Genomic DNA, 23403 nt, shown 5'->3' on the forward strand with positions numbered 1-23403 from the left:
TAAGACTTCCAGATTTAGTATTCCCGGATATCTGAAGCTGTTTAACAACAAGAGCGAAAAATCATACCGGAATTTCAATGATAAATTCTGTACCCTTACCCAGAACTGAGTTAAAACTCAATTTTCCGCAGTGGGTTTCTTCAACTATTTGACGAGCGATCGCTAACCCCAACCCCGTCCCTTTACCGACAGATTTCGTAGTAAATAAATGGTTAAATATCTTTTGTTTTACCTCTTCAGTCATCCCCTTAGCATTGTCAGCGATCGTGATTTTTACCCCGGCATTTTCTAATGATGTTTTAATTATTATGCGGTGAGAATCAAGCTGATTTTCTTCAAAACTCCGATTTGTATTTGAGTCATCCAATGCATCAATAGCATTTGCTAAGATATTCATAAATACTTGATTTAATTGTCCAGGAAAACACTCAACTTGAGGGAAAGTGCTGTACTGAGTTATCACTTCAATAGCTGGACGTTGTTCATTCGCCTTGAGACGATGTTTCAAAATTAAAATTGTGCTATCAATGCCTTGGTGAATATTAAACGACACTTTACAATCTTTGTCGGCACGGGAGAAAGTTCGTAAACTGGTGCTGATATTTTTTAGACGATCGCACGCCATAGACATGGAATCAATCATCTTAGGCAAGTCTGATAAGCTATAATCTAGGTCGATTTCTTCAGCATGGTTTTTGATTTCATCACTGGCATTGGGCAGGCTTGATTGATAGAGTTTTAAGTGTTCAACAAGATCAGCAACAGTGGGTTGAGCAAGTTTTAGACTGGCAGCAATAAAACCAAGGGGATTATTCATTTCGTGAGCCACACCAGTAACTAAGTTACCTAGTGCTGACATTTTTTCATTTTGGACAATTTGTAATTGGGCGTTTTGCAGATTGTTCAACGCGTTTTCTAAGTCAAGTGATTTTTGCTGCAAGGCAAGTTCAGCTTTTTTGCGCTCGCTAATATCTCGCATGACAACGACTGCACCGAGTTTGTTGCCCGAAGAATCGAAGATTGCTTGTCCGCTTGCTAACAAAATTCTCCTAGAACCATGCTTCGGCGCAATTATCATTTCAGCATTTTCGACTATTTCCCCTTGTAAGGCCCGAAACAGAGGGATTTCTATGATTGACAGAGGTGTTTGACCATCAGGTTGATAGAGTGAGAAGTGTTCTGCCCATTCTTCTGCTGGTAATGATTCTACTGGTAAACCATGAAACTCACGAGTTGCGTTATTGAATAAGGTCAACTTGCCACTAGCATCACAAACAACAATCCCATCGGTAATATTGTGAATGATCGCATTAAAAAACTCTCGTTCTTTGGCTAGAGATGCTTCAGCCTGTTTTAATTGTGCTAGTGAAGCTTGCAAGACTTGTGATTTTTCCTGTTCTCTGGTATATAGTCGGGCGTTTTCTAAAGAAATTGCAGCTTGAGTACAAAGTAAGTTGAGCAGTTCGACGCGATCGCTCGTAAATGCTCCGGTTGCCACATTATTTTCCAGATACAATATACCAAGCAACTTACCCTGATGCAAAATCGGGCTGCACAAAATACTTTTGGGGTGCTGTTGCTGAATATACGGGTCATTGATTAATTGCGGATGCACTGTGGCATCAGTAATTACCGTAGATTTTAAACTGCGTTTAAGGGTATTAATTAAGCCAACTGGCACATCAACAGAGTCTTCAATTGGCTGGGGGTTGAGCAACATTGAGTAAAAATCGACGTGGGTAATTCCCTTGTTCTGTACAGATGTGACACCAAGGGAAAGCTGTCCTAGCGCCTGAATTAGTAAACGCCCTGACTGCCAAAGCATGAACACACACTTATCGGCTCCCGCATTTTCAATGACGATATGCAGCAATGCTGAAAGCAGTTTTTCGAGTTCGATTTCGCCTGAAAGGGTTTGAGAAGCTTTGAGAATGGCAGCTAAATCTAAAGCAACAGAGACGCTACTACTACTAGAAGTGGCGGAACTGGTGGAGGTGACACTCCCCAATGTGAAGAGAGTTTCGTTAGTTGAGAGGGGAGAACGGGTTTGCTCTAAGATGGGGGCGAGGAGTTGGGGATAGCGTCGTTCCAAGTCGGCGACTTTGGCTTTAGCGCCCCAACGAGCATAACCGTAGTAAGCTTGGATCATATATTCCCCAGCTATGCGCTCTTTGCCCCAGTCGAGGTAAAATTTAGCAGAGAGTTCGTTGGCAAGTGCTTCTTCTTGGATGTAATCGTTTTCTTCAGCAAGAACAATGGCGCGATCGTAAAGTTCGATCGCCTTGGCTTTTTCGCCTAGAACTCGACACCGTTCTGCGGCAACTAGCGCACAGCGGTGAGCCTGATTGCTGGGTGCATGAGATGCCCACTCCTGAAGTTTCTCCTGATGGGCAGAAACCTGATTTAGAATGGCTGCTTGCTCTGTCTGACTGGCAGTTGGATAAATCGCTAATTGCACTAGCGCATCGTAGAAGGAGAAGAGCGGAACATGGATGAGTCCTACGGCTGCACCCAAATACTGTTCTGTCAGACGGGCATTTGAGAGCGCTTGTTCATACCGATGGAACAAATAGGAAAGGAGCAGTTTATTGAAATAAAGTTGACACAGCGCCAGCAATTGATTGGCTTTGAGATGAAGCTGAATCATCTCATCCTCATCATAGTGTTTGCTACACAACCGATCTGGTTGAGCCGTCGGTTCCAGCAAATTAAGAATTGCTTGATAGTAAATACTTTGAATCTGAAGATAGCCATCCTGACGAAATTGCTGGATCACCTTGCGGTGTTCATCCATCGTCTGTTTGAGGGCAGAAAGTTCCTGCCCACTCAAATAAGCGGTGTAGCTGTAGCCCATGAGACTGAGGGCAGCATACTGTAGATCACCGGTTTCTAGTCCACTGGCATAAGCTTGCAGAAACCCTGCCAGCGTGTCTTTCGCGGGTTCTTGCCAATGTCTGAGGAAGGTGTTGAATCCAAAAATGGTTTTAGCAGCAAGCTTGAGGGCATTGATACGCTGTAACAGGTTCATCCCTAATTGCCCAAAGCGATAGCCCGCATCAATATCTTTTAACATGGCAACCAGCATCAACCCGTACTGGCCATAACCATAGGTTGACTCCGTTGCATTCCCGTATTGCACGGATAAATCGATTTGAACAAAGGTGAGCAAGGGTAACAGGTTTGGACTAACTTGATAAGCAGCAGAGATGATGTTTGATATAATAGTCATTGCCGCTTTTTGCTCCAGCGCGGTCATTTCGGGTAACTCCAACAAGGATTCAATCGATCTGTTGCTGAGGAGTGTTTGGGTGTGCTGAAGCGCCTGCTCGATGTCTACCTGGGTAGGTTGTTCTGGCAAATGCACCCCCAGTTGTTTTAGTATTTCTCGTGCTAACCGCAAAGCTTCTAGATGTTGATTTTGGGCGATGCAAGCCTGGATCTTAGCCTCATAGGTAGTGACCCGATCGAGCCAGGAATGGGCATGAGTCAGGATGGTTTCTGCTAACTGCTCCATCTGTTCAAAATTGGTGCTGAGGTAGGCTGCCTCTGTTGCACCTTCATAGAGGGCGAGAGAGAGGTTGTATTGATGTTGCCAGCGATCGCCTGGGAGCAGGTTAATGCCGGTGATCAAATAGGCGATCGCGGCACTGTAAGCCGTTGCTGATCTCGCTTTGCGTCCGGCAGCAAGATTCAACTGGGCGAGTTCATTCCGTTGGAATGGTTGGGTAATTAGAGATTGCCCGACATTGAGATGATTGACGATATCGAACAGTTTTTCACCCTGATCGTTGAGCAAAGTTTTCTGCAACAACAGTTGCCCAATTTTGAGATGGGTTGCCTGCTTTTGGTCGTCAGGAATCAAAGAGTAGGCAGCTTGTTGAACGCGATCGTGCAAGAACTTGTAACCACATCTGTCAACTTTTTGTGATCTTTGAACTGTGGCGGTTGATGCTTCAGCTTGATAAAATTTGTAGATTTCATTGGTGGGAATCACAAATCCTTCTTGTAATACTTTCCACAAATCCGTAGCGGTTTCTGTCTGTGACTTTTCATAGACGATCGCCAACGTCGCCAAATCAAACTGGTTGCCAATACAGGCTGCCAGTTTCAAAATATCTTGAGTGTTGGATGGCAATTTCTGAAGCTGTTGTGCCATAAATTCCACCACATCATCGGTGAGGGCAAGCAATCGCACTTGCCCTACATCACACTGCCAAAAACCTGCCTCCCAATCAAAGGTAATCAGCCCATCTTCATACAGTGCTTTCAGAAACTGAGTCGTGAAAAAGGGATTGCCTTTGGCTTTTTGATCAACCAACTCTGTCAACGGCAGTGCCCGTTCCGTTGTACAACTGAGCGAGTCGGCGATCAAATGATTCACATCTGCTTGACTCAAGGGAGCTAGGGTCAGAGTGTTGACGTGGGAGGATGCCTTTTGAATTTCATCTAGCGTTAACATGAGTGGATGAGCCGCAAACACCTCGTTATCGCGGTATGCGCCAATAATGAATAGATAACCCCGATTGCTTACCATCAACAGCTTCAGCAAATTGAGCGATGCCAAATCTGCCCACTGCAAGTCATCGAGAAACATCACCAAAGGATGCTCTACTGTAGTAAACACCTGAATGAACTTCTGGAACAGCAGATTGAAACGGTTCTGTGCCGCACTGCCCGATAATTCAGCCATTGCAGGCTGTTTGCCGATCATCTGCTCCAGTTCAGGAATCACCTCGATCAAAACTTGCCCGTTCTCTCCAACTGCCGCTAAAATCTGGCTCTGCCATTGTTCGAGTTGAGTATCACTTTCACTAAGCAACTGTCCCATCAAATCACGAAAGGCTTGCACAAAAGCAGACAGAGGGATGTTGCGGTTAAACTGGTCGTATTTCCCTTTGATGAAGTAACCGTTCCACCGCACAATCGGCTTATGCACTTCATTCACGACTGCGGTTTTGCCAATGCCAGAGAAACCTGCTACCAGCATCAGTTCACAGCCACCATTGGCAACATGACCAAATGCATCCAGTAACGTCCGCACTTCCGATTCCCGCCCGTAGAGTTTTTCGGGGATAATAAAGCGATCGCTGATATCACGCTGTCCCAATTCAAACCAGGTATGCTTGCCTGTTTCTCGCCACTGTTCTAGGCAGCTAACAAGGTCATGTTTAAGTCCCAGCGCACTCTGATAGCGGTCTTCGGCATTCTTCGCCATCAGTTTGCGGACAATCTCGCCCAGCATCAAAGGCAAATCGGGGTTGAAATCGCAGACAAAGGGTGGAAGCTTGGCAATGTGGCAATGCACCAACTCCATCGGCTCATGGGACTCAAAGGGCAGTTCTCCGCTCAATAGTTCAAAGAAAGTCACACCTAATGAATAGAAATCGCTGCGGTAGTCAATGCCCCGGTTCATCCGTCCGGTTTGCTCTGGGGAAAGATACGCTAGGGTTCCCTCCAGTCCGTTGAGGCTCTGGATCTCCTGAGTTTCTCGTGGTAAAAGTGAGGCAATACTGAAGTCAATCAGCTTAATTTGTTTCGTGTCCGGGTGAATCAAGATGTTGGCTGGCTTAATGTCTTTGTGAATGACGCGCTGTTGATGTAACGGGTGTAGCGTGTCTAGCAGTTGTAGGGCAATGGCAAGGAATTGCTCTAAAGTCAATGGTCGTCCTTGGGTAAAATCCCGCAAGGAAACACCACCAAAGTCTTCCATGACTAAGGCATAGCCGTTGCGATAGGCTTCTAAGCTGTAGGGCTTGATGATCCGGGGAATATCTAGATTTTTAGCGATCGCATATTGGTTGCGAAACTGGATTAATTCACTGAAGGTAGGGTATTCTCGTTTTAAGAGCTTGATCACAACTGCTAGGCGATCGCCTTCTCGAACTGCCCGATACACGAGTGTGCGAGAACCTGAATAAAGTTGCTCGATGATTTGGTAGCCAGCGATCGTTAAAGTTCCATCAACTTTTGCGCTCATAAACTTTTTTTGAGAATTCCTGTGTACTAAGGTTAGAATTCCCAGGACAATATCTTGATTAACAAACGTTACAAAACTTGCATTAGGGATTGATGGCAGCTTTCAAAGGTAGGTTTTTTGGAATCTCGTAAATAGTTGATAAAATTCTCAAGTGTTTAACATGGTTTGGTCGCTTCCAGATTTAAGCATTGGCTGAAATAAGCTAAACCACATCTAGTTTACATATCTAAAATTTATATAACTCTTGTGGGGTGGGCATCTTGTCCGCCCTAATTATGCAAGTTAAATGTGTAACTGCTTAGTCAAAAAATGACCAAATACAAAATACCTACTTTTGTCAGACTGGAATGGTGAAAGTAACTTATTTGAGCATCAAGTGAGCATTTTAGGGAAGGTAATCGGTAAAAAGGTTGGTACTGTGTAAAAATCGTTTACCTCTGAGAAAGCCTGTATTAGCTCCAGGACAAATATACTGAAGATTTTCTGGTGTAAAACGTTCTAATAAAAAGCGAAGACTGTTAATTTGTCTGGGCCAGTGAAAGGTTTTCGCTGTCCGTAATAGTACTGCTTGACCCTGCTGGTTAGGCACTAAATGGCGACCAGAAAACAATATACCTCCAAGTTCACTGTAGTAAAGGCAAGATGAGCCGGGAGAATGACCTGGTGTCCAAATCACTTGTATTGCGGCATCGAGAGTAAATTCCTGCCTAAAGGTAGTTACGGTTAAGCCTGGTAATAAATAAGCTTCTTGCTCTTGAATCAGCACCTCGCAACCAAAAATTTGCTGAATTTCAGCAGTTTTGCCAATAGCGCCTCGATGGGTGAGAAATAACCAACGCACGCCTCCATGCGATCCTAAAAAATCTTGATTTATTTGGTCTAGGGCAGGGCAATCTATGAGGATATTGCCTTCGTTTCTTACAATAAAATAAGAGGTTCCCCCTAATGTGTCCCGATTGGGTGGAAAGGCAAAAATGCTCTTTTGGGCGAAGTCCGATTGCAGAGAACCTCCGCTAGGAACTTCGTCAGGAAACACAGCCCGTGGTGGCTTAGTTGTATGACTTGGCACTTGTGGTAAAGGGCACATGATCAAAGAACCTAAACTGAGAAGTTGTGAACAATCTGGTTAAAGTGTAGAAATTCTGAAGAATTGAAACTTGAGCGTTAAGCAACACTGTTAACCGTTGTGAATAAAATTGGGGTTTGAGGTCTGCCTTGTAGTTAATGCTATGGTGCTGAAGCTACTGGTGGGGCGTTTTGTCCAAATTACTGAAGATAATATGGCATTTTGGTTTCTGTTTATCCTCCTACTAGGGCTAGCTACTTATCTAATGGTGCAGCACAGCGTCGCTCAGATCACTCGGACGCCAGTATGGTTGTTGTGGCTGGTTTTAATGACACCAGCATTTCTGTTGAGTGGATGGACGCTGATGTACGGGGCGAAACAACCTCCGCCGCCAGCGCTGATTATTTGGTCGTTATTTGTCTGCACACTGTTGTACTGGACGTTATTTCAATGGGGGCGTCAAGCGCCAAGAGATACACAAACCGAAGCCCAAGCTCAAGTTTCACAATCACAGCCGACTATCCAGCCTACCCCAGAACCAATACTGCGTCCCATTGAGCTAACGGAAGAAACCCAACTGCGAAATTGTTTTCCTTGGTCTGTATACTACGTTCAAAATATTGAATATAGACCACAAGCCGTGATTTGTCGTGGTCAGTTGCGAACTAAAGCCAGTAACGCCTACCAGCAGATTAAGACTAATATTGAAGCACAATTTGGCGATCGCTTCCTGCTAATTTTTCAAGAAGGTTTAAATGACAAACCTTTCTTTGTGCTGGTTCCCAACACTCAAGCTGCTAAAGAGAGAAATACACCACGACGCGACCAAGAACGGTTAACTCGACCAGGATTAGCACTTCTGCTGCTAGCAGCTACTTTGGTAACTACTACCTTGGTGGGAATGGAAAATGCTGGTGTTTCTCTTCCACCTATCTGGAAAATTGGCTCTTTGTTCAAGGTTCTATCTAACCCAGATGTCCTATTGAAAGGATTGCCCTATGCTTTAGGACTGATGACTATTTTGGGCATTCATGAACTTGGACATTATTTGACAGCTAAATTTTACAATATTCGCTCGACGTTGCCTTACTTTATTCCCGTGCCTTTCTTCTTGGGAACTTTTGGCGCATTTATTCAGATGCGTAGTCCTATTCCTAACCGCAAAGCTTTATTTGATATTAGTATCGCTGGGCCAATTGCAGGTTTTGTTGTTACCTTGCCATTACTAATATGGGGCTTGGCTCATTCTGACGTGGTTTCTCTGAATGAAAAAACTCGACTTTTAAATCTTGATGCCCTTAATCCCAAGTCTTCAATTTTACTGGCGCTACTCTCGAAGTTGGCCTTGGGGAGTCAGTTAACAGCAAAATCAGCCCTTGACTTACATCCACTTGCAGTAGCTGGTTTTCTGGGACTAGTTGTCACGGCGTTAAATTTAATGCCTGTGGGACAACTAGATGGAGGTCACATTGTCCATGCGATGTTTGGACAACGAATTGCAATGATAATTGGTCAAATTTCTCGGCTGTTGTTATTATTACTTTCTTTAGTTCGGGAAGAATTTTTGGTGTGGGCGATTATCTTATTATTTATGCCATTGGTTGATGAACCGGCGCTGAATGATGTTACGGAATTGGATAATGGACGTGATATTTGGGGATTACTGGCAATCGCTTTGTTGATTGTAATTGTTTTGCCACTACCGCAGGCGATCGCTAACTTTTTGCAAATTTAAACAGGATCAGCATAGAGATAGCAAAGTCTCTAAATTTTCTTTTTTTCCAACTATGAAATTAACCATTGGTTGGGATTTTTTCTTGAAATTATAAATAGTTTTAAACAATAGCCTTCTTTTAGGAGCAATTTTGAAACCTGCGATGGTTTCAAAGCAAAAACGTGCGCCAGTTTATGGCATTTTCAGCACTGGCTAGGGTTTAAAAGTATAGCTACCGCCACATCTTAGTTGTTGTTTTGCGTCAACCTTTTTAAGCTAGAAGCTGTTTCTTCTGGTTTTCCAGAGAGAGGAAAAATTAAAACACTCTTAATTGTGTCGTTATCTATTAATTCTTTTAAGCGGTGTAATTGTTGATCAGTAACCGCAATTCCAGCATAATTTTTAGCATAATTTAATTCTTCTTTGAAATTTGCCTTATTATAAGCTTGAATAAATACTCGATCGACGTTCCATTTTTGCCAATCAGCTGCGAAATATCGTTTAGCCCAGTAAGGGTTATGATGACAGATATCAAAAATAACTGAAGAGTTAGCTTGTTTCATTGCAGTTATCATTTGCTGTACAAAATTAGTTAATTTAGCCGTGCGATCAATTTTTCCAGGTAATTCAGCATAATAACCTAGATAATCATCCCATTGAACTGCATCAATCTTCGAATATTTTTGGACGAACTCTACTAAGATATTTCTAAATAAACTAGCAACCTCAGGAATCTCCACATCAAGGACATAATGATCAATTCCAACATAGGTTTTATCTACTCCGGGAACAATCCATTTACGAGAAATTGCTAAATCATAAATCGGACTGTTTTTGTCTATTTTAATACCTTTCTCGAAATAAGCGTGAACTTGCATTCCCTGTTTATGTGCTTCATCAATCAACCAATCTAACCATCGATCTTGAAACTGGTTTGGACAACTTTTATACCCTAGCGTTTGCTGCATAACATCGCTATTGTACATCGTACAACCATTACCCCAAACACCGTGAATAATCGTATTAATTCCTTGAGAGCGATAGTAACGAACTCTTTGGCGAATCGTTTGCTCATCAGCATTATTGGTGACTTGGTAGCGACTTAAATAAATTCCTCTAATTACTTTTTTCTCCCAAGGAGTTTGAGGTGTTATTGTTTGAACTGAAGCTTGCTTATTATTACGAGCCAGATTTGAAGTGGTTGATAAAGAGGGGGTAGAAGTTGAAGAAGTAGTTGGAATGGCAGTTGAAGAAACACTGGGAGTAGAATTCAAAATAGGAATAGTTATTTGTTGAATCTTAGATAAAAGATTGCTGATATCTAAATTTCCCTTTTGGCTGAACCACCAATAACCACCTCCTAAGATAGCTATGATTATAGAGATAGGAATATTTGAACATCCACATCCATTTGTCTTTTTATTTTGGCGCGACATAATAACATGATCATTGTCTGGCAATCTTAATCTATATATATATAGATTGCCACCATTTCACATCTATATTTTCTCGATATAAGCTCTAAAAAATTATCTGGCGACGGACTCAATTAGCCTAATCGACCAAACCAATTTTTCCTAATTTGCTACTGAGCTTCGCTATCAATAGCAAAACTTGGGGAGCATCTCAATGAGTGTAAAAAGCCTTGTAAGCTGTCGCGCATTCAATTTGCACAACTAGGGCGGGCAAGATGCCCACCCCACAAGAGATTCATTTTTTTGAGGATGGCAAATTAAAAGATTTTTAGCTTAAAACCTTCTACGAGACGCTGCGCGAACGCTCTAATTCAAAATTCAAAAAATGGATATAGAGCAATTAAATTTATTTATGGGATTATTAATTTTAAATTTATAATTTTTAATTACCCAAAGCGACTGACTAATTAGGGCGTACTCTAACTTAATCCTTGATAAAAAATATTAAACTTTATTCCCCCTAGAAACAGGGGGAATATATTGTATTAAAACTAATTCGATACTGAATTAGCTGCCTCCGAAGCCTTTGCGGCTGGTGGAAAGCCACCCATGCGAATCTCAGAAGTGAAGGAAGTGATACTAAGTCCACCAAAACTTTTGAGGAGATTTACCCGCATTCGCAAATTGGGGCTAGCAAACCACAGGCGCTCCTCAGAATTCATGGTTTCATCCTCTGTAATTAGAGTCAAAGCATCATCACTATCTATTTTATAGCGTCCGGGAACAGGAGTTTTATCGGCATCAACTATTTCTCGCAGTAACTTGCCTTGGGCGGGATTATCTGCATCAGGTACCGAAACTAACACAGTTGAACCACTATGTTTTGCTTGATCCTTTTCCATTGTGCCGTTCCAGGTAATTTTAGTAGCACAGGTGGCAGAACTAAGATTAATATTGTACTGTTGACACAGTTTGATCACTTCTGGATGATCTACTGCCAACGTCTCAATGATGATGTCTGATTTGCTATTTTCAGATTGGTTAAAAGCCAAATGTTGACTAGTACGATGAGAAAACCATTTACCAGCACTTAACTGAAAAAACTCTTCAATATTCATGAATGAAATTACCCTGCATCAAAATGCTAAAATTCCCACTTAATTATTATTAAAGGTCGCAGGAAACTTTAATATTAAGCTTGATTGCCTATTTCCTCAAGCTTCTTCAGACCAATCCTAGCTGCTTCAGCAACGTTGAAATGATTGTCTTTTTCCAAATATTTCAAAGCTGAGACACTCTTAGGAGTAGGAAGATTTCCCAAAGCTTCAGCCAAACGCTGCCTTACTAACCAATCATCGGATTGAGCGAAGCGGAGGATTTTATCGACAGATTCAATGTCTTGAATTTCTCCCAGTGCAGAGATTGCAGCTTGTTGCAACACTACTTCTTCGCTATCCAATGCCCGAAGAAGAATTTGACGCGCACGGGGGTCTTTAATGTTACCTAGAGAAACAGCTGCACTAAAGCGTACTAGCCAATCAGTATCTTCATAAAATGCCCGTGAAAGCACTTCAAAGGCTCTGGCATCACCCAAATATCCTAATGCACCGGCGGCATCAGCGCGTATACCATAATCGGGGTCATTTTCGAGAATTCTGACCAAAATTGAATAACATTCTGGCGTCGGCTTGATTCCAAGGGCAAATATTGCCATCGATCGCAGTTGCAAAGATTCGTCATCTAGTACCTTTTTAATCAAAGGGACTGCATCCTCAGCAGAAACATGACGCAGATTGGCAAGGGCTACCATGCGATCGCGTAAATTCGGACTTTCTAACTGAGTAGAAATTTCTTGTAAGCTTAGAGCTGCCATTTAGTTCAAAGCGTTTTCTTTACTTAATCTTAATTTACCCTATCGGTTCATCAGGCTGTCGCCATAGTGAAGTAGGAGTTTGGCGACTTGACAAAATGCCTCGACTATGATTTAAAAATAAACAAATGTTACTTCCGGCGAGATTGTGTATTCAACTCAGCAGTCAGATTTTACACTATGCTGGGCGTAACTTGCTTAAGAGCAGGATTAGGCTAACATGCCTTTAAAGCAATATTAAGAATATATTTGGCAATATTCTGCTATTTTTTAAACCGGACTATTTATAGAAGTCTTGTTCAAACTATATATTTAAACTAAGTTTGAGAACGGAGAGGGAGGGATTCGAACCCTCGTTAAGTTGCCCTAAACACACTTTCCAGGCGTGCGCCTTCAACCACTCGGCCACCTCTCCAGGTGCCACAAGTTACGATCATACTATAAAATCGCAGAAAATGCAAAGATAAAGAAAGATATTTTAGATTGAATCTGAAAGTCCCAATCCCAAAACGCAAATCAAGATGTCCCGTACATACACAATTAGAGTTCGCGATCGCGCCACTGGCAAAACATACACCCTACAAGTTCCAGAAGACCGCTATATCCTGCACACTGCCGAAAAACAAGGGGTGGAACTGCCCTTTTCCTGCCGCAACGGGGCTTGCACCACTTGTGCTGTAAGGGTGTTGTCGGGAGAAATTTACCAACCAGAGGCGATCGGATTGTCGCCAAATTTACGTCGGCAAGGTTATGCCTTGTTGTGTGTGAGTTACCCGCGTTCTGACTTGGAGGTAGAGACACAAGACGAAGATGAAGTCTACGAACTCCAGTTTGGACGCTATTTTGCTAGAGGGAGAGTTAAAGCGGGTTTACCATTAGATGAGGAATAAATATGCAACTATGTTGCTATTTCTCAGGATTTTTTGGTATTTCTCTTATAAACAATTCAAAATCACTGAAGTTCTCATGCCTGTGCGTCTTGTTAACTGGGTGCGAAAAATAGCTATTTTGGCTTGCTTATTGCTCTTAGTGAGTTGTCAAACTAAAAACCAACTGCCAAACAATGAAGCTGAGGTGAAAGTAGCGCGGGTAGTTAGTGGGCAAAGCTTGGAAGTGTTAGGCATGGCTGAACAACCAAATTTGATTTCCCAAGTGCGGTTAGTTGGTATTGATGCACCAGATTTGCGACAAAGGCCTTGGGGGGAAGCAGGAAAAGAACAGTTAGAGGATCTAATTGGTGGTGGAGAACAATCGGTAACGCTGGAGTTTGATTTAGAAGCAAAAGACAAAATCGGACGAACTCTAGCTTATGTGTGGAAAAATAAGGTGTTGTTGAATGAAGAATTGGTGAAACAAGGGAATGCAATGTTTGTTGGGCGATCGCCTAACCACAAATATGACCAGCGTTTAGAACGTGCCCAACAATGGGCTAGACTAATGCAGCAAGGAATCTGGAACCCAGAAAAACCCATGCGTCTGACTCCCGCGGAGTTTCGCCGCCAAAATCTTTAATTAGTGCTGAGGGGAAGAGTGGGGAAGATAGAATAACCAATGCCCAATGACAAATGACAAATGACAAATGACAAATGACAAATCTACAAATTTTTCTAGATGTTGCTACAGAAGCGGCCTTAGCTGCTGGGACGATTTTGCAAGGTTACTTGGGTAAGTTAGAAGACACAATTATTGAAAAAGGACGCCCTGGTGATTTAGTCACCGTTGCTGATAAAGCCGCAGAAGAGTTGATTTTAGAAATTTTGCGCCGCCACTTTCCTCAGCATTCTATCCTGGCTGAAGAATCAGGGAAATTAGGTAATCAAGAGAATGAATACCTCTGGGCAATAGATCCTCTAGATGGCACAACTAACTATGCTCATCAATACCCATTTTTTGCCGTTTCCATCGGGCTGTTAATTAATGGCGTTCCGCAAGTTGGTGTAATTTATGACCCATTTCACAACGAGCTATTCCGTGCTGCTGCTGGCTTGGGAGCAACGCGTAACCGTAGTCCCATCAAGGTTTCGGTAACATCTGAATTGAGTAAAAGCCTATTAGTGACAGGATTTGCCTACGATCGCCGCGAAACCTCTGATAACAACTACGCAGAATTTAATCACCTCACCCATCTTACCCAAGGAGTCAGACGTAGCGGTTCTGCATCGTTAGATTTGGCATATGTTGCCTGTGGACGTGTCGATGGTTACTGGGAACGGGGACTTTCTCCTTGGGATATTGCCGCCGGGATAATTTTGGTACAAGAAGCTGGGGGCAAAGTTACTGCCTATGATGGCAATTCTGTCAAAATTGAATCAGGTAGAATTCTCGCTACAAATAGTTATATTCACGACTCTCTCAGTAACGAACTTTCACAAGTTCCGCCACTGTCAGCGTGGGTGTGAGGGGAGTGGGGAGTGGGGAGTAGGGAGTGGGGGAGATGAAGTATTGATCAATGCCCAATGCCCAATGCCCAATGCCCAATGCCCAATGCCCAATGACTAATGACTAATCACTGATCAACCGAAGTAAACTAGAAAGAATCTTACTGCTCCCTTGGTGCAAGAGCTCTGTATGTCTTTCAAAATAGATCGTGGACTATTTAAATATGATTTCATAGATCATCACGCAATATTGTGCGTTCCAGTTGATGCGGATGTCAAAGAGATTCGCAAACGTTATCTCAAAATCACCCGCCGTCTGCATCCAGACAGTAATCTTACTGAAAGTGCGGCTCAAAAACAGCTAGGGAACGAATTGTTATCAAAGCTGGTTAACCCAGCTTACGAAAAACTGTCTGGCGATCGCACTCGCACGGAATATATTATAATTTTGTCGCAAATTGGCAAGCGCCTAGTACAAGAGTCTACTTCGGTAACTCTAAACACCGACTTGGCTAAACAGTTAGCTGATGCACCTAATCTCGATCATTTCTATAAAAGTGCGATCGCTAAACTAGCCCAAACCCAATATGATTCTTTAGAACAAGCGGTGCAAGTCATTGCCCAAGTTAGTGAGTTGAATTTAGTGTATTTAATGCGGAGTGCGGGCAAATCATCCACAGCGCCGCCGCCACATGCTCAACCCAAAGTTAACTCAGATACGCCTCAGCCAACAAATACAGCAAAAAATACACCACTAGCATCAGCACCAGCGCCACCAAAAGAAGACTCGATTGTAGAACAGTATGTTCGTCGCGCTCAATCTTTGATTGACAAAAACCAATTTGCTCAAGCCAAAGTAGAGTTGCAAGATGCCCTAAAGCTAGAACCTAAAAATAGTCGCTGTCATAGCTTAATTGCAATGGTGTATTTGAAGCAAAATCAGCTAAAAATGGCAAAAATCCACTTCGACAATGCTCTAAAATTAGATCCCAATGACGAAACGGCGTTGCAATGGAAACCTAAAATAGATAAAGCTTTAGGACAACAACATAGTGATCATAAGGTGACTTCATCCCCCAATAATAAAGATAAGCAACCAGATAAATCTGGTAGTGGCGGTTTGTTCGGTGGTTTGTTTGGTGGGAAGAAAAAATAATGGTGTATCAACCAGCAGCGGGAGCCAGGGATTTATTGCCCTTGGATGTGGAGAAAAAACGCTGGATTGAAGATAGGTTACAGCAAGTATTTCGCCGTTGGGGATATCACAGGATTATCACCTCGACTTTAGAGCGCATGGATACCCTGATGGCAGGGGAAGCAATCCAGCGTCAGATGGTGATTCAACTACAACAAAATGGCGAAGATGATGAATTAGGGCTACGTCCAGAATTAACAGCATCTATTGCTCGTACTGTTGTGACTCGAATGGCAGGCCTGCGTTATCCGCAACGGTTGTACTACAATGCCAATGTGTTTCGTCGTACTTGGGAAAGCAGGCATAATCGCCAGCAGGAGTTTTATCAAGCTGGGGTAGAGTTGTTAGGTGCTGGCGGATTGCTGGCGAATGCCGAAGTAGTGCTGTTAGTTGCAGATTGTTTGGCAGCACTGGGTTTGCAGGGATGGCATTTAATTTTAGGTGAGGCGGGAATTACCCGATCGCTCTTGAGTGCCTTTCCTGATAATTTACAAGATCAAGTTCGCAGTGCGATCGCTCATCTTGACCGCATTACTATAGATAATTTACCCCTAAGTGATAAACTTCGCGATCGCGCCAGAATCATCCTGGATCTGCGTGGCCCAAGTGCAGATGTGTTGCAAAAAGTCAGTAGTTTGGATTTAGATGAAGAACAACGAGAGGCAGTGAATAACCTCAAATCCTTAGTAGAATTACTAGAATCAGAGAAAAAACTTCCGTTAATCCTTGACCTCAGCCTCATTCAGACTATAGATTACTACACTGGTATTGTATTTGAAGTTGTCACAGATACCGAATCCCAAGCCAGAGTTTTAGGGCGCGGTGGTCGCTACGACCAGCTTTTGGGGCTATATCATCCTCAAGGAGAAAATATCCCCGGAATTGGTTTTGGACTCAATATCGAAGATTTATACCAAGTTCTGTTGTCTACTCAGCAATTACCACAGGTAACTCCCGCGAGTGACTGGTTGGTTGCACCAGAGACGGCTAATGCTAATGCCGCCGCCTTTGCTTACGCGCAAAAACTGAGAGATTCTACTGATTTGGTGCGGGTAGAAATTGATTTGGGGGGAAGGGATGCAGACGCTATTCGCCAATATGCACGCGATCGTAGTATAGCCCAAATTGCTTGGATCAAAGCTGATGGCTCACCAACCATTGAATCATTGCGTTAAGTGAGTTGGGGATTGGACAATTCAATTTTGGATTTTGGTGAAGCAGCGCGGTGAGCCAGCGCGTTGGGCGGGTTTCCCGACTTGAAGCGACTGGCGAACCCGTAAGGGTCTTGGGGGTTTCCCCCATGAGCGACTGCTGAACCCGTTCGCGTAGCGTCTCCCCTTGGGAGAAGGGATTGACGATAGCGCAGCGTTAGCGAGTCCGCGAGCGTCTTTTGGATTAAATTTCAATCTAAAATCCAAAATCTAAAATCTAAAATTTTTACTCCCCACTCCCTTTTACCTTTCCTGAGTTTGCTGTTTGATGTGTTCTAAAAACTCTTCAACTGTACCTGTTTTCCCCTGATTGCGAAGACGTATCGCCATTGTATGAATAGCATCTTCGTCGTCTCTATGACCCAAGATGTACTCTCTTAGGTCTTTCATAGTCATTTGTTCAAAATTCGGTTTCGGTTGACTCATAACTCACTTTTCCTTCTGGGCTAATTGATGCTTCTATCCCTTCACCAGCAATAATGATTAAGTTGCCTGTTCTAGTGTCGGTAGTTACTAAATATATAGGCGTGTACATTTTTGTTAATTGTTGACAAATTCTGTACATCACCGTTTTCTGCTCTGGCATCGGTTCCATTTCACCTGCTTGAGTGGATAAGTGCCAAATGTTAGCTCTTGGGCATCTATTAATAAAGTTTTGTAAATAATTTGAATTACCACAATCTCTAACTCCGATAACCTATCAGCCAAGTTAAGTAAACATAATTAATTACACAATGTCATTGCGAGCGAAGCGAAGCAATCCCAGCCCTTGCTATTGCTTCGCTCTGCTCGCAATGACTGTAAATATTTTTATTTATCTACTTATCTTTGCTAATTGTTATAACCCGCAGATTGCCAGCACTATGCTACAAGCACAACAACGAATAATGTCTCAAAACTGCTGACTTTTGACTTCTACGACAGTGCTAGGTAACAGAAACGTGAAAACCGCAATACTTTGTGCGAAATGACTTGTTTGTGAATTTTCACAACTTTCTGTAAACCTTATATGTTACATTTTACAAGTCTCGACGTGAGAAAAGATACTCCCTTCCCCACAGCAGCCCACCCTGTTTGTAGTACCGACGTACATTGTCTTCGTTAAACACTGGGTGATAGCTCGCTGGGTGTTTAGCTCTTACGTCGACACTTTCAACGTCGAGAAAATTAACACCAGCGGCAGGAAGGTGTCCTTCGGAGGCACTTGTGTCGAACGTCAAGTCTGAGTAGTATCTTAGCCATTCGATTTGTTTTTCGGTTTGTTGTTTTAATCCAAACCACTTGTCAACTACGACTGTTCTCCACTTCACCCAGCCAACGCGATCGCCAAACTTTTCATAGTCTTTTCCGACGCTTTCCCAAATGCGCTTTTGCACGCTAAACCCAAAACGCCCATTACTGTATTTTACCCACAGTTGGTCAATAGTGCGTAAGTCAGTGCAGGGAAAGTTTTTGCTGGAATCGATATCTAACCAACCTTCTTTTTCTCTACCAGTGGCTTTGAGCATAACTGCCAGAGTTTCTTGATCGGCTTCTTTCCACTCACTATCTCTGAGTAAATCGCGTAATCGCGTATAGTCTACACCCTTTTCAGAGAGTAGGTCATTACCTGTAGATTGCTGTTCTTGTCCCAGTCTCTCAGCTTCTTCTTGTTCTCTTTGTAGTTTGAGTCTCTGTGCTTGCTGTTGTCGCAACTTCTCGGCTTCTGCTTGTTCTTGCTGTTGTTGCAGTCTGTTTGCTTGCTGTTGTCGCAACTTTTCGGCTTCTGCTTGTTCTCTTTGTTGTTGGTGGAGTATTTCTGCTTGTTGCTTTTGGACTTCAGCTTCATTATCTATTAGGACTATATCCTCATCTTTAAGCTTTAAGTGTTGCTGCAATTTCTTCAAATCCGCTTTAGCTTTTTCCCCTAACGGATATCCTTGTTCATCTACTAACTTTGTAAAAATTTGCTTGTATTTATCCAGATTTTCCTTATATTTCCCATAAGGTTCTAATACTTTATCTCGAACTGTACGAGCTTCTTCATCAGTTAATCCTAGTCTTTCCTGTAAATCCTTCAATATTTCGGATTCCACAAAAGAAATCTCGCCATCAGCTGCGAATTCCTCAACCTTCTGGTGATACTCAGCTATAGCAGCTTCCTTTCTTGCCAGTGCTAGTTTTTGTTGACGTTCTACCTTGAGTTGTTGAGCAGCAGCCCTAATTCCCTGAGCGACATTTGTAAATGCCTCGTCTCGATTAGTCCAAGAGGTAACAGGTTCGGCATTCTTGGGCAAAAATTGCAGTTTAGCAAACGGTGTATCACTCCAATCAACCCTTCGCAGAATAACTGGGATGACAAGAGCTTTTCCTGTATTGTGACGTTTTATTGCTGTGGTGACTTCAACCTCCCAGCAATAATTTGAACAGATAAAGTCGGAACTGACGAGCAACAGAATAATATCGGCTGTGTTTAAATTGTCATTAATCTGGTGATCCCACTCCTCTCCTGGTAGTATCTTGCGATCGTGCCAGCTTGAAATCACACCCTGCCGTATCAAAGTACTCAGGTGATTAGCTAGTTCATCCCGTAAAGCTTCGTCTTTGTGAGAGTAGGAGAAGAAAAGCTGTAGCGATACCTCTGGCATTTTGCGTTTCAGGAGTAGGATAAATTACACTTGTAACAAATTATAGTATTTTTGCCTGAATTTCCCTAGAACCTAACGGCAATAGCTAAGACGGCTTGCTTAGTAGAGTTTTGCAAAAAAGCGTAGCGTTTTTAATGCAGGGGGATGCATTGGCATTGCGGGGGAACGTATTAACATAGTATCGGAATGCATTGGCATTGCAGAGGGACGCATTAACAATGCCAGCGACACATTAACATTGCAAAGTATTGCCAAATTTAATTCGTTACAAATTAATGAAATGCTGTACTTAGGGACTTCCAATTAAAAAAATACTCAACTATTTCTTGTGGGATGGGCGTCTCGCCATTGGTGTCAAGTTAACGTGAAAGCCTGTCTAGATAAGTCCTTCAGAGATTACCTCGTTTGCCTCGTTCCCAGTCTCTGACTATATGGTGACAACTTAAGAAAAAGGTAAGCTTGTCAATAGGTGCATCAAGAGAAACAACGATGGGAAATCCAAGAGTCGGAAACCCAGATCACAAGCGGGATAGAAATATGCCAGCGCCAGAAAACGAAGTAATCGCCGCGCGGATGGAGGAGCTATTAACACCACTGGTATACAATCAACTATCGTATTATCAGCAGTTGGGACTACGCGAGCGGATTCTGGGTTTACCTCTAATGGTGGCAGCAGTATTAACACTACTGTGGCGACAAGTACCATCGGTGCGTGAGTTACATCGGTTATTAAATCGAGAAGACAAGTTGATTGTGCTGCATCGGCTTGCGTATCGCAACAAGCATTGTCTAAGCGATTTTTAGAGTTTCTTTTCCTCGATATTTGAACAAGTAATGACCCAAATCTCTACAGCGAGACACTTTGGACTTATCTCCACACCCCACTTGACATTTTGGCGTAGGCGTAGCCCGTCGTAGACATCGCTTTAAGTTGTCACCAATAGGCAGAGCCTTGTAATGAGAAGGTAATGCACATTTGGTTATGTCTGTCAATGCATAAGTCCTAACTACCTAATTCTGACTCCTGACTCCTGACTTCTGAATTCTGTTTTAATAAACAAATTTACCGGAACATAAAGATTTTTTTCCAAAAAAATAAGAATGTTGTTTAAATAGATAGCTGCATCTCAAGCAGTAAATAGGTTTCAGCCATATCGCCTCCCCTATAACCCGCAACAAACCTTATTTTTTCTTAGCCAGTAGGTTTGAGAAAATCAGAAGCGATTTAATAATCAAGGACTTATAAGTAGATGGGCTGAATTAAATATAAAATCTCACTTCCATTCCTCTTCCGTTGCAGGGGAGAGGCTTTAATCCTACTCCCCTTCTCTGCCAATGGCACGCTGGGCGATGCAAAAGGCGGTAAACTACGCACCGAAGGGGGTAGTGGTAAAGTCTATCTTATATTTTTTACGCCCACTTACTTAGTTATTTGAGTTTAAAAGGGAGAACACAAGCATGAAATTAGCTTACTGGATGTATGCAGGCCCAGCCCACATCGGCACTCTGCGAATCGCTAGTTCTTTTAAAAATGTTCATGCGATCATGCACGCTCCCATTGGCGATGACTACTTTAATGTCATGCGCTCCATGCTATCGCGGGAGAGGGATTTCACTCCGGTGACAACTAGTGTCGTCGATCGCAACGTTTTGGCACGCGGTTCTCAAGAGAAGGTGGTAGATAACATCATCCGCAAGGATGCCGAGGAACACCCAGATTTAATTGTGTTAACTCCCACCTGTACCTCCAGCATTTTGCAAGAAGACCTGCACAATTTTGTTGAGCGATCGCAGTTGGAAGCGAAAGGAGATGTAATGCTGGCGGATGTGAACCACTACCGCTACAACGAACTGCAAGCCGCCGATCGCACTTTGGATCAAATCGTCCAATACTACATTGAAAAAGCCCGGAAGCGGGGCGAATTGCCAGAGGGCAAAACAGCAAAGCCCTCGGTTAACATTATCGGTACTACCACCCTTGGTTTCCACAATAATCACGACTGCACCGAACTGAAACGGTTGATGGCTGACTTGGGAATTGAGGTAAATACCTTAATTCCCGAAGGTGCTTCCGTGAACGACTTGAAGAAAATGCCCAAAGCCTGGTTTAACCTGGTGCCTTACCGTGAACTTGGTTTGACCACAGCCCGTTACCTGGAAGAACAATTTGGCACACCTTATATAGACATTACTCCAATGGGTGTAGTGGAAACTGCCCGTTGTATTCGCAAGATTCAGCAGGTAATTAACGCTCAAGGTGCAGAAGTTGACTACGAAAACTTCATCAATGAGCAAACCCTGCATGTCTCTCAGGCTGCTTGGTTCTCCCGTTCGATTGACTGTCAAAACCTGACTGGTAAAAAAGCTGTGGTCTTTGGTGACAACACCCACGCCGCCGCCATTACCAAAATTCTGACGCGAGAAATGGGGATTCATGTTGTTTGGGCTGGAACCTACTGTAAATATGATGCAGACTGGTTCCGTGAACAGGTTAGCGAGTATTGCGATGAAGTGCTAATTTCTGAAGATCATGGTGCAATTGGGGATGCGATCGCTCGTGTCGAACCCTCTGCTATTTTCGGTACGCAAATGGAACGCCATGTTGGTAAACGTTTGGATATTCCCTGCGGTGTAATTGCTGCACCCATCCACGTCCAAAACTTTCCCATTGGTTACAAACCATTTATGGGTTACGAAGGCACGAATCAGATTACAGATTTGATCTACAATTCCTTCACTTTGGGAATGGAAGATCACCTGTTAGAAATCTTCGGTGGTCACGATACCAAAGAAGTTATTACTAGGGGAATTTCTGCTGATTCTGATTTGAATTGGACAAAAGATGGTCAAGCGGAATTGAATAAAATTCCGGGATTTGTTCGCGGGAAAGTGAAGCGTAATACTGAGAAATTTGCCCGCGATCGCGGTTTCAAGGAAATCAATGCTGAAGTATTGTACGCCGCGAAGGAAGCTGTCGGGGCTTAATGAGAATTTAGTTATCAGCTAAAAAACTGATAGCTAGAATTCCATAGAAGAGTGTTTCTTTGAAAGAACACTCTTCTGCTTCTTATGAAATAAATTTTCTTCCACAAACTAATTTATTAAAAATGGTGTATTTATGAGCAACAATCAATTATCCAGCATATTGAGCGAAAAGAGACTGTACACCAGATTAGTTACTACACTAAAGATACTTCAGTTTTTCGGCTTTTTTATTGTAGTCATTTTTTTTATTGTAATATTTTCAATATTTGGTCGAGCTTTAAGTTTTTTTGGTGGAACTAATATATTTATTCTCTTACCTTTAATTTATGTGATTATTCCCTGTATTATTATATATATTCTGACAGCAGCTTTAATAGCAATTATTGACCTTTTAAGCAGGATAGAAAAAAATACCAGGTCTGAACAATAATGAGGAAAATCTACATTTAAAGGGTTTTGTTGAGGAAAACGTGCTGTTACAACGTCCCCAAACTGTAAAGAACGAACAGAATATAAATCTATTGGATCATCAATAAATTTGCCCGCGAGCGCGGTTTCAAAGAAATCAATGCTGAGGTATTGTGCGTCGCGAAGGAGTCGGTTGAAGCGTAGATTTGAAGGTTGATTAAGAAGATTAAGGGGTAAAGATTTGTTGAGGATCTTTACCCTCATTTTTATTAACTAAAAGGCTTGACAAGCAGCTTGAATCTGAAATATTATTAAATTAATTATATAAATTATTATTTAAAATAACCAAATTAAATATGAATCAAGATACAGCGGCATTACTTGCGGCGCTCCTTGATGCTGGCGTTAACCACAGTCCTGAGAAAATTGTGCGGATTGCCAAGCAAACTGATGGCAAAATCATATTTTTAGAAAAGGGAAATGCGGAAGCAGGACTGCAACATATAGGACTCCTATTTGATTTCTGAACAAGACTAAGAGAGAATACGGAGAGGTTT

Annotated in this window: 16 protein-coding genes, 1 tRNA gene and 1 pseudogene; 9 read left to right on the forward strand and 9 right to left on the reverse strand. The window is 42.6% G+C overall.

Annotation, left to right across the window (positions count from 1 at the left end; translation table 11 throughout):
* Positions 1–61: 61 nt before the first annotated feature.
* On the reverse strand, positions 62–5977 hold the full coding sequence (locus PUQ00_RS19365) for an AAA family ATPase (protein ID WP_300419597.1): 5916 nt from the start codon (positions 5975–5977) through the stop codon (positions 62–64).
* 385 nt (positions 5978–6362) lie between these two features.
* Positions 6363–7064 (reverse strand): MBL fold metallo-hydrolase, encoded by a 702-nt coding sequence (locus PUQ00_RS19370; protein ID WP_300419599.1) that lies wholly within the window; start codon positions 7062–7064, stop codon positions 6363–6365.
* A gap of 193 nt (positions 7065–7257) precedes the next feature.
* Between PUQ00_RS19370 and PUQ00_RS19375 the strand changes: the two genes are divergently transcribed.
* Positions 7258–8778, forward strand: coding sequence for a site-2 protease family protein (locus PUQ00_RS19375; protein ID WP_300419634.1), 1521 nt, complete (start codon positions 7258–7260; stop codon positions 8776–8778).
* A gap of 224 nt (positions 8779–9002) precedes the next feature.
* Here the strand turns inward: PUQ00_RS19375 and PUQ00_RS19380 are convergent, their stop codons facing one another.
* The 4 genes from PUQ00_RS19380 to PUQ00_RS19395 all read right to left on the reverse strand — a co-directional run bounded on the left by PUQ00_RS19380 (position 9003) and on the right by PUQ00_RS19395 (position 12457).
* Positions 9003–10193 (reverse strand): family 10 glycosylhydrolase, encoded by a 1191-nt coding sequence (locus PUQ00_RS19380; protein ID WP_300419636.1) that lies wholly within the window; start codon positions 10191–10193, stop codon positions 9003–9005.
* Positions 10194–10723: 530 nt separating this feature from the next.
* A complete protein-coding gene (locus tag PUQ00_RS19385) occupies positions 10724–11290 on the reverse strand; it encodes a phycobiliprotein lyase (RefSeq protein WP_300419602.1) in 567 nt (188 codons plus the stop codon).
* Between the two features lie 74 nt (positions 11291–11364).
* Positions 11365–12045, reverse strand: a complete 681-nt coding sequence (locus tag PUQ00_RS19390; protein WP_300419605.1) for a HEAT repeat domain-containing protein — start codon at positions 12043–12045, stop codon at positions 11365–11367.
* A gap of 327 nt (positions 12046–12372) precedes the next feature.
* Positions 12373–12457: transfer RNA gene (locus tag PUQ00_RS19395), tRNA-Ser, on the reverse strand.
* A gap of 106 nt (positions 12458–12563) precedes the next feature.
* Here PUQ00_RS19395 and PUQ00_RS19400 point away from each other — a divergent pair.
* The 5 genes from PUQ00_RS19400 to PUQ00_RS19420 all read left to right on the forward strand — a co-directional run bounded on the left by PUQ00_RS19400 (position 12564) and on the right by PUQ00_RS19420 (position 16790).
* A complete protein-coding gene (locus tag PUQ00_RS19400) occupies positions 12564–12932 on the forward strand; it encodes a 2Fe-2S iron-sulfur cluster-binding protein (RefSeq protein ID WP_298918949.1) in 369 nt (122 codons plus the stop codon).
* Positions 12933–13008: 76 nt separating this feature from the next.
* Entirely contained in the window at positions 13009–13554 is a 546-nt protein-coding gene (locus PUQ00_RS19405; RefSeq protein ID WP_300419608.1) for a thermonuclease family protein, read from the forward strand.
* 74 nt (positions 13555–13628) lie between these two features.
* The gene (locus PUQ00_RS19410; protein WP_300419611.1) at positions 13629–14441 is read left to right on the forward strand and encodes an inositol monophosphatase family protein; all 813 of its coding nucleotides are present in this window, start codon (positions 13629–13631) and stop codon (positions 14439–14441) included.
* A gap of 169 nt (positions 14442–14610) precedes the next feature.
* Positions 14611–15576 carry a J domain-containing protein gene (locus PUQ00_RS19415; RefSeq protein WP_300419613.1) on the forward strand — a complete coding sequence of 322 codons (966 nt, stop codon included), beginning with the start codon at positions 14611–14613 and terminating at the stop codon, positions 15574–15576.
* A complete protein-coding gene (locus tag PUQ00_RS19420; protein ID WP_300419616.1) occupies positions 15576–16790 on the forward strand; it encodes an ATP phosphoribosyltransferase regulatory subunit in 1215 nt (404 codons plus the stop codon). The genes PUQ00_RS19415 and PUQ00_RS19420 overlap by 1 nt, the downstream gene beginning before the upstream one ends.
* A gap of 279 nt (positions 16791–17069) precedes the next feature.
* Here the strand turns inward: PUQ00_RS19420 and PUQ00_RS19425 are convergent, their stop codons facing one another.
* From PUQ00_RS19425 to PUQ00_RS19435, 3 genes are all read right to left on the reverse strand, one after another.
* Complete coding sequence (locus tag PUQ00_RS19425) at positions 17070–17252, reverse strand: hypothetical protein (RefSeq protein ID WP_300419618.1); 183 nt, start codon at positions 17250–17252, stop codon at positions 17070–17072.
* Positions 17227–17391, reverse strand: coding sequence for a hypothetical protein (locus PUQ00_RS19430; protein WP_300419621.1), 165 nt, complete (start codon positions 17389–17391; stop codon positions 17227–17229). The genes PUQ00_RS19425 and PUQ00_RS19430 overlap by 26 nt, the downstream gene beginning before the upstream one ends.
* Before the next feature lie 454 nt (positions 17392–17845).
* Complete coding sequence (locus PUQ00_RS19435) at positions 17846–19453, reverse strand: GUN4 domain-containing protein (protein WP_300419622.1); 1608 nt, start codon at positions 19451–19453, stop codon at positions 17846–17848.
* 537 nt (positions 19454–19990) lie between these two features.
* On the opposite strand from PUQ00_RS19435, the pseudogene PUQ00_RS19440 reads away from it, so the two are divergent.
* The 3 genes and pseudogenes from PUQ00_RS19440 to PUQ00_RS19450 all read left to right on the forward strand — a co-directional run.
* A pseudogene (locus tag PUQ00_RS19440) lies at positions 19991–20194 on the forward strand (IS4 family transposase); the annotation flags it as partial.
* Positions 20195–20911: 717 nt separating this feature from the next.
* Positions 20912–22438 (forward strand): ferredoxin:protochlorophyllide reductase (ATP-dependent) subunit B, encoded by a 1527-nt coding sequence (gene bchB, locus PUQ00_RS19445; RefSeq protein ID WP_300419624.1) that lies wholly within the window; start codon positions 20912–20914, stop codon positions 22436–22438.
* A gap of 764 nt (positions 22439–23202) precedes the next feature.
* Positions 23203–23373: a hypothetical protein gene (locus tag PUQ00_RS19450; protein WP_300419626.1), complete on the forward strand. Its 171-nt coding sequence runs from the start codon at positions 23203–23205 to the stop codon at positions 23371–23373.
* The last annotated feature ends 30 nt before the right edge of the window (positions 23374–23403 follow it).

Origin of the sequence: Nostoc sp. S13 (assembly GCF_029379315.1) — a bacterium.
GTDB lineage: Bacteria > Cyanobacteriota > Cyanobacteriia > Cyanobacteriales > Nostocaceae > Nostoc.